Annotated in this window: 14 protein-coding genes and 3 tRNA genes; 8 read left to right on the top strand and 9 right to left on the bottom strand. The window is 32.9% G+C overall.

Annotated elements, in window-relative coordinates; translation table 11 throughout:
• Positions 1-3: 3 nt before the first annotated feature.
• The 7 genes from tgt to IMCC3317_RS22350 all read right to left on the bottom strand — a co-directional run bounded on the left by tgt (position 4) and on the right by IMCC3317_RS22350 (position 6,022).
• Positions 4-1,134 carry a tRNA guanosine(34) transglycosylase Tgt gene (tgt, locus tag IMCC3317_RS22380; protein ID WP_160131689.1) on the bottom strand — a complete coding sequence of 377 codons (1,131 nt, stop codon included), beginning with the start codon at positions 1,132-1,134 and terminating at the stop codon, positions 4-6.
• A 209-nt stretch (positions 1,135-1,343) separates the two neighbouring features.
• The gene (locus tag IMCC3317_RS22375; RefSeq protein ID WP_160131688.1) at positions 1,344-1,661 is read right to left on the bottom strand and encodes a type II toxin-antitoxin system RelE/ParE family toxin; all 318 of its coding nucleotides are present in this window, start codon (positions 1,659-1,661) and stop codon (positions 1,344-1,346) included.
• The gene (locus tag IMCC3317_RS22370; RefSeq protein WP_160131687.1) at positions 1,661-1,894 is read right to left on the bottom strand and encodes a hypothetical protein; all 234 of its coding nucleotides are present in this window, start codon (positions 1,892-1,894) and stop codon (positions 1,661-1,663) included. Before IMCC3317_RS22370 ends, IMCC3317_RS22375 begins: the two co-directional genes overlap by 1 nt.
• A gap of 97 nt (positions 1,895-1,991) precedes the next feature.
• Complete coding sequence (locus IMCC3317_RS22365; RefSeq protein ID WP_160131686.1) at positions 1,992-2,210, bottom strand: hypothetical protein; 219 nt, start codon at positions 2,208-2,210, stop codon at positions 1,992-1,994.
• A gap of 251 nt (positions 2,211-2,461) precedes the next feature.
• A complete protein-coding gene (locus tag IMCC3317_RS22360) occupies positions 2,462-4,102 on the bottom strand; it encodes a hypothetical protein (protein WP_160131685.1) in 1,641 nt (546 codons plus the stop codon).
• A 244-nt stretch (positions 4,103-4,346) separates the two neighbouring features.
• A complete protein-coding gene (locus IMCC3317_RS22355; protein WP_160131684.1) occupies positions 4,347-5,426 on the bottom strand; it encodes a ligand-binding sensor domain-containing protein in 1,080 nt (359 codons plus the stop codon).
• A 152-nt stretch (positions 5,427-5,578) separates the two neighbouring features.
• Positions 5,579-6,022 (bottom strand): hypothetical protein, encoded by a 444-nt coding sequence (locus IMCC3317_RS22350; RefSeq protein WP_160131683.1) that lies wholly within the window; start codon positions 6,020-6,022, stop codon positions 5,579-5,581.
• A 356-nt stretch (positions 6,023-6,378) separates the two neighbouring features.
• On the opposite strand from IMCC3317_RS22350, the gene IMCC3317_RS22345 reads away from it, so the two are divergent.
• The 3 genes from IMCC3317_RS22345 (at position 6,379) to IMCC3317_RS22335 (ending at position 8,881) form a co-directional block, all read left to right on the top strand.
• The gene (locus tag IMCC3317_RS22345; RefSeq protein WP_160131682.1) at positions 6,379-7,224 is read left to right on the top strand and encodes a transketolase; all 846 of its coding nucleotides are present in this window, start codon (positions 6,379-6,381) and stop codon (positions 7,222-7,224) included.
• 63 nt (positions 7,225-7,287) lie between these two features.
• Entirely contained in the window at positions 7,288-8,241 is a 954-nt protein-coding gene (locus tag IMCC3317_RS22340; protein WP_160131681.1) for a transketolase family protein, read from the top strand.
• A 52-nt stretch (positions 8,242-8,293) separates the two neighbouring features.
• Positions 8,294-8,881 (top strand): outer membrane beta-barrel protein, encoded by a 588-nt coding sequence (locus IMCC3317_RS22335; protein WP_160131680.1) that lies wholly within the window; start codon positions 8,294-8,296, stop codon positions 8,879-8,881.
• Between the two features lie 651 nt (positions 8,882-9,532).
• Here IMCC3317_RS22335 and IMCC3317_RS22330 read toward each other — a convergent pair.
• The gene (locus tag IMCC3317_RS22330; protein ID WP_160131679.1) at positions 9,533-10,522 is read right to left on the bottom strand and encodes an FKBP-type peptidyl-prolyl cis-trans isomerase; all 990 of its coding nucleotides are present in this window, start codon (positions 10,520-10,522) and stop codon (positions 9,533-9,535) included.
• Between the two features lie 79 nt (positions 10,523-10,601).
• Here IMCC3317_RS22330 and IMCC3317_RS22325 point away from each other — a divergent pair, with 79 nt between their 5' ends.
• Both IMCC3317_RS22325 and IMCC3317_RS22320 read left to right on the top strand, forming a co-directional pair.
• Entirely contained in the window at positions 10,602-10,994 is a 393-nt protein-coding gene (locus tag IMCC3317_RS22325) for an RNA-binding S4 domain-containing protein (protein ID WP_160131678.1), read from the top strand.
• A 23-nt stretch (positions 10,995-11,017) separates the two neighbouring features.
• Positions 11,018-11,521, top strand: coding sequence for a phosphoribosyltransferase family protein (locus IMCC3317_RS22320; RefSeq protein WP_160131677.1), 504 nt, complete (start codon positions 11,018-11,020; stop codon positions 11,519-11,521).
• 283 nt (positions 11,522-11,804) lie between these two features.
• On the opposite strand, the gene IMCC3317_RS22315 is transcribed toward IMCC3317_RS22320, so the two are convergent.
• On the bottom strand, positions 11,805-12,320 hold the full coding sequence (locus tag IMCC3317_RS22315) for a shikimate kinase (RefSeq protein WP_160131676.1): 516 nt from the start codon (positions 12,318-12,320) through the stop codon (positions 11,805-11,807).
• Positions 12,321-12,468: 148 nt separating this feature from the next.
• Between IMCC3317_RS22315 and IMCC3317_RS22310 the strand changes: the two genes are divergently transcribed.
• The 3 genes from IMCC3317_RS22310 to IMCC3317_RS22300 all read left to right on the top strand — a co-directional run bounded on the left by IMCC3317_RS22310 (position 12,469) and on the right by IMCC3317_RS22300 (position 12,774).
• Positions 12,469-12,541, top strand: a tRNA-Lys gene (locus IMCC3317_RS22310).
• A gap of 28 nt (positions 12,542-12,569) precedes the next feature.
• Positions 12,570-12,642, top strand: a tRNA-Lys gene (locus tag IMCC3317_RS22305).
• Between the two features lie 48 nt (positions 12,643-12,690).
• Positions 12,691-12,774, top strand: a tRNA-Leu gene (locus IMCC3317_RS22300).
• Positions 12,775-13,197 lie beyond the last annotated feature (423 nt).

The raw sequence follows: 13,197 nt of genomic DNA, 5'->3' as shown, positions 1-13,197 counted from the left end.
CTACTATAGACGTTTATCCATTTGTTTTACCATCATATTCTTCCACGTGTTAAAATCTCCCGCTAAGATATGTTTTCTAGCTTCACGTGTCAACCACAAATAGAATCCAAGGTTGTGAATTGTTGCAATTTGTTTTCCCAGCAATTCATTTACCGTAAATAAGTGACGTAAATATGCTTTTGAATATTCCGTATCTACATACGTAATTGCCATTTCGTCAATGGGAGAAAAATCATCTTCCCACTTTTTGTTTTTGATGTTGATACTTCCATGCGCCGTGAATAACATTCCGTTTCTGGCGTTACGTGTTGGCATGACACAATCGAACATGTCAACTCCTAAAGCGATGTTTTCTAAGATATTTATTGGCGTACCAACGCCCATTAGATATCGAGGTTTGTCTTCTGGAAGAATGGAACATACAACATCTGTCATTGCGTACATTTCTTCTGCAGGTTCTCCAACTGATAATCCGCCAATTGCATTTCCGACAGCATCGCGCGAAGCAATAAATTCTGCTGATTGTTTACGTAAGTCTTTATACGTACTTCCTTGAACTATTGGGAAAAACGCTTGACTATGTCCGTATTTGAAAGGTAATTTTTCTAAGTGACTGATACATCTGTCCAACCAACGATGCGTCATGTGCATGGAACGTTTTGCGTATTTGTAATCACATGGATAAGGTGTACATTCGTCAAAAGCCATGATAATATCTGCTCCGATGGTACGTTGAATTTCCATTACATTTTCAGGCGTAAAGAAATGAAATGAACCATCAATGTGCGATTTGAATTTTACACCAGCTTCTTTTATTTTTCTGTTTTCAGAGAGTGAATAGACTTGATATCCGCCAGAATCGGTTAGAATGTTTCTGTCCCAATTCATGAATTTGTGCAATCCGCCAGCTTTTTCAAGAATTTCTGTGTGTGGTCTTAAGTATAAATGATAGGTATTTGAGAGAATAATATCGGGATTGATATCTTCTTTTAGTTCCCGTTGATGCACTCCTTTTACAGTTCCAATGGTTCCAACTGGCATGAAAATAGGTGTTTCTATCGTTCCATGATCGGTGGTTAGTGTTGCTGCTCTTGCTTTACTTCCGGGGTCTTTTGCTAATAAGTCAAATTTCATTGTTGCGTCGCTATTGCCTTTATCATCATTTGAATGTTACCGCGAGTTATTTCTGGCGAAAGCCAAAAAATATACAAAACGGCGACATCATAAGTTGGCAAATATAAGTAAGATTGCGAGATGATTTTCCTAATAAAAAATTAAAATTTTGGGAAACTGAGGAATTTGATTTGGTTTTAGAGTAGAGTTTCTTGTGAAGCAATGGATTTTTATTTTGTTCGCTTCAATTTTGGTGGATTTTGACGCGTATCAAAAACATCTGCAATTCGTATAAATCTATATTCTATATCTACAGTGTAAATCAGTTTGTAGTTTTTGTAAACTAAATAGCGATACTGAATTTTTCTTTGTTTAAGTAATTCTTCTTCTTGTCCAATATGTGGAGCTTCTTTTAACTTATCTGGCTCATTGATAATTTCATTGAGAAGTTTTTTAGCAATCCTTGGACTCGCTTTCTTTTCGTAATACTTATAGATTTCATCAAGTTGAGTTTCAGCGAATGCAGACCAAATAATTTTAAATGTCATTATTTGTATTTAACTAGGAGTTCAGCACTACTTTTGAATCGGTTATTTTTGAAGTCAGCTTCCGATTGATCAATACGTTTGTTTAGTTCATCTTGACTCATCGGTTTTAATATTCGCTCATCTGAAGCATTTTTTTCTTTTCTCAATATTTTTTCGAGACGTGAAACCGATGCTTCGCTTTGAAGTTTTAAAAATTCCTGTACAAATTCTATTTTTCGAGCTTCTAAATTCATTTTGCTAAGGTTTTTACCAAAGATACAAAATTATCGATGTAGTCATTGTTTTATTCGGAAGTGAGTATTCCGCTAGTTCAGATTTAGAATACTTACATTAAGAGATTTTATTCAAAAATGAATCGTAAGAAACCCTTTTTCCTTGGTCAAGCTCATTGATTCCTTTTTTGATTTCATTTTGTTGAGAAGCATTTAATTCATTCCAGAAATCAACTTTTTCCTTATTTACAAAATCAGCAACTTTTTGAATAAATTCACTATTTTCAATTGCTAATATTGTTTTTACTAATTCGATTTTTGTTGACTGAATGTCCATAATGTTTAATTCTTGAAATTAGAGATACTAAAAAATGGGTTTGGTTGTTTTGATGTGCTGCCAAAGCACATGCTGGTATTTTTTATGAAATAAAAGCAATTCAAAACTTTATAGCAACCATTTTAGCCAAGTAAATTATTCAAATGCACACATACTAAAAACATAGAAAAGCCATTAAAAGGTTTTTTTATATATTGATTTTGTTTTTTTATAGGGTTGTACTACAGTTACAATTGTTGAATTATGTTTTTTTAAAGCAGGTTTTCATCATCCTTGCGTGCATCAACTATTTTCTCAAATTTAACAATTGAATCCAATACTTTATTTCCTCCTTCAATTTTAGATGTGAGTTGAACTATTCTATCCTTATGATTACGTACAACCTCTTGGAGTACATTTAAGTTCTGCTCGAGTAAAATTGAATTTTCATATAGCCAGATTAAAATTTGTGTATAAATTGAATGAGTTTTTAATTCAATATTTTCTTCAATCATTGGAACATGAATAAAGTTTTTCACATTGCTTAGATGTTTCAATTCTCTTCGTTCGGATGCGATAAAAAGTTTTCCTTTTTCAGTTAAAACATCAAATTTGTTCATCAAAAAGCCTAATTCATGATATATATTGGGTCTTGAAATATATTCTATGTTTTTATCATTTTCAACTTTAAGTGGTATATCATTAGTAAGAAAAACTATAGCTAGTTTACACACATTCAAACCTTCATAGATTTTTTGACTTATTAATTCACTGGGACGACCATCAATAAGAACTGGCTTTAAGCTTGTAATTGAATTATTTGTGAAGTCTTCTTCTATCCAGAAATGAATTTTCTTTGGAATATAATGTGGATTATTCTCTACCCAACTACAAGAGATAAAAATTTTCTCTTCTTCATTAGTCTTTTCTGGAATAGAGCTATACCTTTTAAATTGATTTTTTGTTTTTAAAATCCAACTTTGTTTCTCTTCCTTACCAATACAATCTTGATTTACTAACCTAGTAGCTTTTAATCTAAAAGAAACATCTGAAGGTAAATTGATTTCACTTAAAGACTCCTTTTTTCCTTTTATGTACTTAGTTGCATCACCACAATCCATTGTTATATTGAGTTGCCATAAATATTGAAAATGGTCCATCAAATATTGAAATGCATTGTAAGCAGGAGAGTTTTTTCTACTTCTTTCTACTTTTACAATTGGATGCTTATAAATTAGACTTTCAGAGTGTCTATTTAATTTTGCAAATAAATATGAATCAGAAACAATAGTATCGTTTATGATTAGAGAACATACATTAGGGCTTATTGGGGTAAACCTGACTATTATAGATCTATTTCCTCTTTCATTAAAAAATGAATATTGATTTATCCAGTTTTGGATATGATTTAGAGTTAACCTTTGTGCTCTCATAAATGTTGATGCATAGAATTTTCTCCAGTCAACTTGAAATTCTGTTTGATCAGAAGGGTGCCTCCAATCTCCATTTATCTCGCACCTCTGATGAGTCATTTCGGCATTAATTATCGACATAGCATGATTAGAGAAAGGATATATAAACAAAAATCTTATTCTGAGCCAGACGCCTTTATCTTCAAAGATTTTATGATTCTTAATAATGTTTTCCATTTCTTTTACTAATACTTCATTTCCATCAGTAATAAAATTACGTCCTTGATCGAAAAAGATATCAGCAGATACTCCTAAATAAGATATTTGACACATCTTTTTATGCTCAGTTCTTTCCTGCCATTCTTTCGGTACATCTATTGCACGATTTATTAGTCCGTTTTCACCATGAATTGACATTCTTTCTTTTAAAAAAGCAAGGTACTCTTTATCTCTTCTATGTGGAAAAACAGCGATTTCATTTACTTTTGTATTTTTACTCATTTAATAGTGTTTTATTTTTTCTTGCCAATTAGGTATTGTGTAATGAATATACCTCCAACACACAATACACGTTTTTCCACTAAAATAAAGAATTTAAATCAATATAAAAGAAAATACACCTACGAATATAAAGTAGAAAATACTGTATATTTTCAGAACAATAAAAACAACCAATAAAAACTCAATCAATATCTACAGAAATCATATCCCAAATTTATTCAACTAATATTCAACCAGTTCAAAATCAAAACCTCTTTTGTTGCGTGAAATCAGTTAAGAGCTTTCCATCATATTTCCACAAAATACCATATCTGCCGCCGAACCAAATATTTCCATCTTTGTCTTCGGTAATAAACCGTATTTCGACAAGTTTTTGTTTTTTATCAAAAGGAATTGAAGTGAAATTTTCTCCATCAAACCACGAAACCGTACTTTCTCTGAAACTACCGATCCAAAGTTTTCCTGTTTTGTCTTGATAGAAACAAGAAACCATGTTATTATTGAGTCCGTCAGTTTCATTGAAGTAATTGAACGAACCATTTTTGTAAGAAATCAAACCATTATCCAACGTTCCAAACCATAAGTTGCCATCTTTATCTTTGAAACTTGAAAAAATCATATCATCTGGAAGTCCATCGTCTTTTGTGAAATGCGTGAACACTTTTCCATCATATTTACTGATTCCTCCGTGTGTTTGTGACGTAAACCAGATATTTCCGTCATCATCTTCAACGATGCTTTGAATACAATTGTTATAAATTTCATTAGTTGGCGGTTGCAATCGTCCTTTAAATTTTAGATATGATGTAAATGTTTTCCCATCAAAATGATATGCTCCGCTTGCATCGGTGCCTAACCAAAAATCGTCTTTTCTGTCTTTAATTATAGATAGAATAGTTTCCGTTTCCGAACTTGGAAATCCAGTTTCAGGCGATACATCTTGGGAAGTTCCTTTGGGAAGTGGAATGTTAACAAAATTAATTCCATCATAACTACACAATCCTTTGGCAGTTGCAAACCACAAAATGCCTTTGTTGTCCTGAATTACCGAATTGACTGAGTTAGAACAAAGTCCATCTTTCTCCGTGAAATTTGTGAAATTGGTTCCATCATATCGAAAAACGCCTTCCTTTGTTGTTGTAAACCACATATTTCCAGCTTTGTCTAACAAGCCATTTGTAGTCACATCTCCTGCGTCATATTTGATAGGTTCACTTATACTTTTATTTTCTTTGGAAATTTTTCCTTGTCCATTGCAAGAAGATGCAAAAATCAAAATAGTTACCAATAGCAAAGTTTGTAAGTAGAAATACGTTTTGTTCATTTTATGTTTTCTTCGAAACTACGAGATGGTTTTCAATTTGAGTGTTTTCAATTGTAAAAAAAGTGTGAAATTTTTACAGAATTAATAATTACAAACCGAATAGAAAATTCAAGCGTACTTTTCGTAAATAGGCTTTGAATTTGCCGTTCATTTTATTTGGTGCTAAACGTATTTTTATTTGCCCATTCAATTAATTTCTCCCTAACAATGTCAAATTCTTTACTTTTCATCCACTGTTTTTCAATCAGATTAAAGCCATTCTCGCTTTTAATTTCAATAACTTGGTCATAAGTATCTATTTCTCCGATACTTTTAATTTCAGTAAAATTCAGTTTAGTCCGATTCTTCCAACGACCTGAAATTTCTATAAAATCATCTCCAATTTTCAATTTTCCAACATTGAACTTATTTATGAATAATGCAAGAAATCCTATTCCCAATGCTAAATTCAAAACGAAAAATATGAATGTAATTATCCGAAACCATATTTCGCCTTTTTCTAGAGTTACTCCGCCAAATATCGAAGCCGCAAGTATTCCTCCAATTCCAAGAAATAGGTATTTAAAAGGTGGTCGATATCTAAATTCGTTTATCAATTTTTTCTTGTTTATGTTTTCTGTTTTGAAATTACATAGAGCATATGTTCATCACACAATACATACTTTTCACAAATTTAACCGATTTTTAATTAATCTGAAAAATAATACAACCTCTTGCTTGATTTCAGAACAATACAGATAGCCAAAGCTATGCTACATACAAAAGTTTTAATAAACTTCTTTTTTCATCTTTAACACAAAGGATTATCAATTCAGTATCAATTATTTACATTCAATAATTCACTTTTTAACTTATTCACAGTAGTTCGTTAATAAATGCCCGCAAACTTGTTTTGTTAACGTCGTTTTATAACTTACTTTTGATGCTTTCAAAAACTACTAACAAATACACAATGTCTGATAACAAATCATTAGAAAACATAGTCACTCAAGTACGTAGAGATATCTTGAGAATGGTACACAAAGTAAATTCTGGACATCCAGGAGGTTCTTTAGGATGTGCTGAATTTTTAGTTACACTCTTTAATGATACCATGAAACTGAAAGACGGTTTCGATATGGACGGAAAAGAAGAAGATGTTTTCTTTTTGTCTAATGGTCATATTTCGCCAGTAATTTATAGCGTTTTGGCTCATCGTGGTTATTTTCCTGTGAAAGAATTAAACACGTTTCGTTTGCTAAATTCGCGCTTGCAAGGACATCCAACTACGCATGAAGGTTTACCTGGAATTCGTATTGCTTCTGGTTCATTAGGACAAGGAATGTCGGTTGCGATTGGAACAGCGTTGACGAAAAAGTTAAATGGAGACGATCATTTAGTGTATTCTTTACATGGAGATGGCGAATTGCAAGAAGGACAAAATTGGGAAGCAATCATGTATGCAGCTGGAAATAAAGTTGACAATTACATCGCTACGATTGATTATAACAAGAAGCAAATTGATGGTGCAACCGACGATGTTTTGCCTTTAGGTTCGCTTCGTGCGAAGTTTGAAGCCTTTGATTGGGACGTTTTAGAAATTGAAAAAGGAAACGATATTCAAGCAATAAAAGATGGTTTGGCAGAAGCTAAAGCTAGAACTGGAAAAGGAAAACCTGTGTGTATTTTGTTACATACAGAAATGGGGAATGGTGTTGATTTTATGATGGGAACTCACGCCTGGCACGGAAAAGCGCCTAGCGATGAACAATTAGAAAGTGCATTGGCTCAAAACCCAGAAACGTTAGGTGATTATTAAATCCTAAATTTTTTAAAACTAAGTTTAATCAAATAGAGATACCCGACTTCTCGGGCACTAAAGATGAAAAAATATACAAATACAGGAAGTAAAGATACACGATCAGGTTTTGGAGATGGATTAACGGAGCTTGGAAAGACAAATGAAAATGTAGTTGCATTATGTGCAGATTTGACAGGATCGTTGAAAATGGGCGATTTTAAAAATAATCATCCAGAGCGTTTTTTCCAAATCGGAATTGCAGAAGCAAATATGATCGGAATTGCAGCAGGAATGACCATTGGCGGAAAGATTCCGTTTACAGGAACGTTTGCTAACTTTTCTACGGGAAGAGTGTATGACCAAATTCGTCAATCAGTTGCGTATTCTGATAAGAATGTAAAAATTTGTGCTTCGCATGCAGGAATTACGTTAGGAGAAGATGGCGCGACACATCAAATTTTAGAAGATTTAGGTTTGATGAAAATGTTGCCTGGAATGACTGTTATCAACACTTGTGATTACAATCAAACTAAAGCTGCGACATTAGCAATTGCAGATTTTCAAGGACCAGTTTATTTACGTTTCGGTCGCCCGAAAGTAGCAAACTTTACGCCTGCCGATCAAAAATTTGAGATTGGAAAAGCAGTTCAATTAACTGAAGGAACTGATGTAACGATCATCGCAACGGGACATTTGGTTTGGGAAGCGTTACAAGCTGCGGAAACGTTAGAAGCGGAAGGAATTTCTGCGGAAGTGATTAATATTCACACCATTAAACCTTTAGACGAAGAAGCAATTTTAACATCTGTTGCAAAAACAGGTTGTGTAGTAACTGCAGAAGAACATAACTTTTTAGGTGGATTGGGCGAAAGTGTTGCGCGTACGTTAGCACTAAACACGCCAACGCCACAAGAATTTGTAGCCACACAAGATACGTTTGGAGAATCAGGAACGCCAGCACAATTAATGGAAAAGTATGGTTTAAATGCGGCTTCTATTGTGAAAGCATCTCAAAAAGTAATTAAGAGAAAATAATAGAATTCAAAAAAAGTCGTTTCTAGTGTATAACATTAAAACAGTAAACACCATGAGAAATAAAGTAGTATGTTTAGTTTTTTTACTTGCTTCGTTAAGTTGCTTTGCGCAATTTGGACTGAAAGCAGGTTTAAATTTTAACTCTAACGGCGAGTTGCGAGAAGTTGTAACCGCAGGAGAAAATATTATTGAAGAAAATGGCGATGCCAAAATTGGGTATCATGTTGGAGCGTATTATAATATTCAATTTGGAAAATTATATGTGCGACCAGAAGTAATTTACACAAAAACTAAAAGTGAATATCAGTCAAATTCATATGACATGTCTAAAATTGATGTTCCGTTGTTAGTTGGTATTAAAGTAATTGGACCGTTGAGTGTTTTTGCCGGACCATCTTTTCAGTATACATTGGATAATGATTTTGAAAATGCTACAGTTTCAGATGTGGAAAACGATATTACGGCAGGTTTTCATTTTGGAGCTGCTGTACAGTTTGGAAACATTGGTTTGGACTTGCGTTATGAAAGAGGCTTTTCTGAAAACGAAGCGGCTGTATTAGATTCTAATAACATTCAAATAGGAACGTTGGATTCAAGACCTAGTCAACTTATTTTTAGTCTTTCTTTTCAGTTGGAATAAACAATTTATAAACACTGTTGTCCGACTAAAGACAAAAGACCGCTGCGCTGTTAGATTATAGAATAAAGACAAATTAGTAACTGACTGAAAAACAGTGTTCATAGTTATATATTTTTTACTCTTGACAAAATAATTTCATTACTAATAAAAATTAACTAAAAGCATGGTGGAACATCAAAGATGTTTTGAGAAGCTCTTTGATAGCAACGTTTTTAAAAGAATGTGAAAGATTTTATCGGACACTAATAATTTATAAATATAATATTGAAAAGCACTTCTTTGCGGAAGTGCTTTTTTTTGTGACCTAGTTAATCATCATGAAAGCTTTATATTTCTCCAAATTGATTCGCGTGAGCAAATTGTACTTTGACAAATTCAGTAGAACTATCGAGAAGTATCTTTAGAGTCAAGTAATACCAATTATAATCTCTAAGTACTTCTCGATACAATTTTTCTCCGTTTCACTCTGAAAAACCACTCGAAGTGACGATTGTATTCATACAAAAAAATAGTTTTCTCATAAACCCATAAACTTATAAACTTATAAACTTATAAACTTTTCGGTATTAGGTAAAGAAACAACAATAACGTATAAAAAAAGCACTTCCGAATTGGAAGTGCTTTTTGGTATTATAAATATTGTGTTATTTTTTAGTTTACATCTAGATAATCTGGTATTCCGTCGCCATCCGTATCTGTTAAAACAACTGTTTTAATTGTTGTAACGCCAGCATCATCAGTATCTCTTGTTTTTTCAAATTCATTAGAAGCTAATATAGGTTCCATGTCGCCAGGATTCAAAGTATATGTATTCTGAACTACTTCGTTTACTGTGAATGTTCCGTCTCCATCATCATCACCATCTACAAAATTTGGTGTTCCGTCTCCATCTGTATCATCATTGGTAACATCATTATCACCATTTATATCTTCCATAGAAGACAATAAACCATCATTATCATCATCTTGAAATTGTACATCAAATACATTAAAAGAGAATAGTATTGGCGAATACGAAGGAATTCCTGTTTGAATTAAGCTAAAATATCCTAATCCTGAAGGAATAAATATTGCTCCTATTCCACCGTTTCTAGCTTCTAGAAAACCTCCTGAACCTTCTACAATATCTTCAGCGGCATTAAATTCTGAAACTCCAAGTTGGAAACCTTTCACGGAAGTTACTAAACCAATAGGTTGCTGTGTAATTCTTAAATCAAATGTTTCTAAATCCAATAATTGACCTCTATACGTCAAACTTACAGCATCAGCATTGGAATATGATTTTCCGCCACCATTACGAAGTTTAAGTACATAATATTTATACGCTACATCAAAATACGTAGTTGTTCTTTCTTCTACTTGATCTATTAATGGAGTTTTACCAGCATTAGCGCCTTCAATTACACCAAATGTCATTACAAAAGTATCATTTGCAGCACTATCAGGATTCGTGAAATCGAAATCTTCATAATTATAAAAATGCGTACTTAGAAATGTCACTATCGCAGCGTCATCTTCCACCTGCTGTTCACCTCTATCTTTTAATTCTGCAAAAGACACAGTATCATCATCACTTTTACACGAAAAAATAACCGTACTCACGATTATCATTAGGAATGTAAATTTTATAATCTTCATCATTGTTTTTAATTTTTGGCTTGCAAGATACAATTTTATCCTACTTTTGTATATTCTTTAACGTAGTTTTTAGAGTTTTTGTATGAGGATAGATAAATACCTTTGGTGTGTGCGTTATTTTAAGACCCGAAACATTGCTAGTACTGCATGTAAGAAGGGACATATAAAAATAAATGGTGCCACTGTAAAGCCTTCACGAGATGTATATCCAACGGATAAAGTTCAGGTTCGTAAGGATCAAGTGATGCGACATTTAACGGTACTCGATATTCCGCCAAATCGCGTAGGCGCAAAACTGGTTGATATTTATAGAGTTGACACAACTCCGAAAGAAAATTTTGAACATTTAGAGATGTTAAAGCACGCAAAAGAGCATTATAGAAAGCAAGGCGCTGGAAGACCTACCAAAAAAGATCGTCGGGAAATTGATGATTATCTAGACGATACTGTTGATGATGATGAAAGTAATTCTTAATTTTAACCTAAATTTTTGAAGACATGACCGTTACAGGAAATATTATACTCAATCACCAACAAATTCAGCACAAAACGCGTCGAATGGCGTACCAGATTTTAGAATCTAATGTAAATGAAGAAGAAATTATCCTTGCCGGAATTGCCAAAAATGGATTCGTATTTGCGCAAAAGATAAAAGCTGAGTTGGAGAGAATAACGGAGGCTACTATTACTTTGTGTGAAGTGCTAATTAATAAGCAAGATCCTTTGCAAACTGTCACGACTTCATTAGTCAAGGAAGATTACATTAATAAACCTTTGGTATTGATTGATGATGTTTTAAATTCGGGCACGACTTTGATTTACGGTGTAAAGCACTTTTTAGACGTTCCGTTGAAGAATTTTAAAACGGCGGTACTTGTGAACCGAAATCATAAAAAGTATCCTATAAAAGCTGATTTCAAAGGAATTTCACTCTCTACTTCTATTCAAGAGCATATTGATGTTGTTTTTGAAGAAGGAGAAGATACTGCGTATTTAATTTAACGTGAGTTCGATATAAAAATTATGAATGTTTTTTTTGTCTTTTCCGCAGTATAGCAGGGATTTTTCGTTAAAAATTTTCGAATCCTTGGAGAAATTTTAGAAAAATTCATGCGGTTTTAGTTTTTCCCTAAAAGAAAAACTAAAAATACCTCTGGAAAAGCGCACTTTCTTTTGTTTCTTTTCTTTGTGCGAGCAAAGAAAACGAAAATGAAAATCAAATATTTAGCAATTATTTTAAAATATGATCAAAATTTTATTTGAGTAAACTTACATCGAACTCAGGTTAATTTAATAACGCTTCAATTTCCTGTACTAATTCTTCCACTGATTTTTTATCGGTTAAAATACGATGTGTTGCTTGTTGGTAAAATGCATTGCGCTCAAACAAATGTTTTCCTATAAACTCTGGCAAATCTTCATCAGCAATAGCGCTAATCAAAGGTCGTTTGGCTTTTTCATCTTTCACTCTATTTATAATTTCAGGAATCGACGTTTGCAGGTAAAACGTGTGTTTTGTGTATTCATGAATCAAATTCATATTATTTGCATAACAAGGAGTTCCGCCACCTAAAGATATAATCATCGCTTCTTTTGTTTCTAGAATTTCTTTCAAATAGGCATGTTCTTTCGTTCGAAAATAAATTTCTCCTTTCGTTTCAAAAATTTCACGAATCGTTTTTTCTTCTTTCCTTTCTATATAATCGTCCAAATCGAGCACCGAAAGTCCCAACTCTTTTCCGAGTAATTTGGAAACAGAACTCTTCCCACTTGCCATATATCCTAAAAGTAATATCGTCATTTTTACTATTATAAATTATTTATTCTTAAGTGCTTACAAAAATGATAAAAAAAAAGATAAAAATATATTAAAAAAGCCTTGAAAAATAAAATTATGATGTTATATTTGCACCCGCATTCAAGGAACTATTTTCTGTTCTTTTTTGCATGATCTGGTAGCTCAGTTGGTAGAGCATCTCCCTTTTAAGGAGAGGGTCCTGGGTTCGAGCCCCAGCCAGATCACAAATATATACTAACTACAAAGGTCATTGATCTGGTAGCTCAGTTGGTAGAGCATCTCCCTTTTAAGGAGAGGGTCCTGGGTTCGAGCCCCAGCCAGATCACAAAAGGAGTTAAGCATTTGTTTAACTCCTTTTATTTTTATAAAGTACACCGAAGTGCTGGAATTGGTAGACAGGCATGGTTGAGGGCCATGTGTCCTTTAGGGCGTGTGGGTTCGACTCCCATTTTCGGTACTAAGAAATTTATTCTTAAAATGAAATCCTAACAGAAATGTTGGGATTTTTTTGTTTAAATGTTAATTATGGGTTTACCGTAATTGGTTAACTACTTTTTTATGTAATTTATGATTTAATCATAAATTATAAAAATCATGAAAAAAAGAAATCTTAAATCATTAAGTCTTAACAAAAAATCAATTTCTCAATTACATGACAATTCAATAAAAGGTGGTGGCTCTTATTATTGTCGCGAAACTGAAGCATGCCCTTCAAGTTGGATATATCTCTGTAATGAATGTGAAACAACTTCAGAACCGCCACAATAGAAGGATCACCTTAGACACTTGAGAATATAACAAGTGTTATTATCAACTCCATATAGTATTTTTTCCAATTAAATTCTAAGAAGCATTCAAAAACTCATTAATTAGCTTCAAA

The organism is Kordia antarctica (genome assembly GCF_009901525.1).
Taxonomy (GTDB): Bacteria; Bacteroidota; Bacteroidia; order Flavobacteriales; family Flavobacteriaceae; genus Kordia; species Kordia antarctica.
Note: the sequence above shows the minus strand (reverse complement) of the source record. Positions and strands in the feature narration are given on the sequence as shown.

Excerpts from the sequence above, each read along its gene's own strand:
- tgt (WP_160131689.1), bottom strand. The coding sequence starts at position 1,134 with ATGAAATTTGACTTATTAGCAAAAGACCCCGGAAGTAAAGCAAGAGCA.
- IMCC3317_RS22375 (WP_160131688.1), bottom strand. The coding sequence starts at position 1,661 with ATGACATTTAAAATTATTTGGTCTGCATTCGCTGAAACTCAACTTGAT.
- IMCC3317_RS22370 (WP_160131687.1), bottom strand. The coding sequence starts at position 1,894 with ATGAATTTAGAAGCTCGAAAAATAGAATTTGTACAGGAATTTTTAAAA.
- IMCC3317_RS22365 (WP_160131686.1), bottom strand. The coding sequence starts at position 2,210 with ATGGACATTCAGTCAACAAAAATCGAATTAGTAAAAACAATATTAGCA.
- IMCC3317_RS22360 (WP_160131685.1), bottom strand. The coding sequence starts at position 4,102 with ATGAGTAAAAATACAAAAGTAAATGAAATCGCTGTTTTTCCACATAGA.
- IMCC3317_RS22355 (WP_160131684.1), bottom strand. The coding sequence starts at position 5,426 with ATGAACAAAACGTATTTCTACTTACAAACTTTGCTATTGGTAACTATT.
- IMCC3317_RS22345 (WP_160131682.1), top strand. The coding sequence starts at position 6,379 with ATGTCTGATAACAAATCATTAGAAAACATAGTCACTCAAGTACGTAGA.
- IMCC3317_RS22340 (WP_160131681.1), top strand. The coding sequence starts at position 7,288 with ATGAAAAAATATACAAATACAGGAAGTAAAGATACACGATCAGGTTTT.
- IMCC3317_RS22335 (WP_160131680.1), top strand. The coding sequence starts at position 8,294 with ATGAGAAATAAAGTAGTATGTTTAGTTTTTTTACTTGCTTCGTTAAGT.
- IMCC3317_RS22330 (WP_160131679.1), bottom strand. The coding sequence starts at position 10,522 with ATGATGAAGATTATAAAATTTACATTCCTAATGATAATCGTGAGTACG.
- IMCC3317_RS22325 (WP_160131678.1), top strand. The coding sequence starts at position 10,602 with ATGAGGATAGATAAATACCTTTGGTGTGTGCGTTATTTTAAGACCCGA.
- IMCC3317_RS22320 (WP_160131677.1), top strand. The coding sequence starts at position 11,018 with ATGACCGTTACAGGAAATATTATACTCAATCACCAACAAATTCAGCAC.
- IMCC3317_RS22315 (WP_160131676.1), bottom strand. The coding sequence starts at position 12,320 with ATGACGATATTACTTTTAGGATATATGGCAAGTGGGAAGAGTTCTGTT.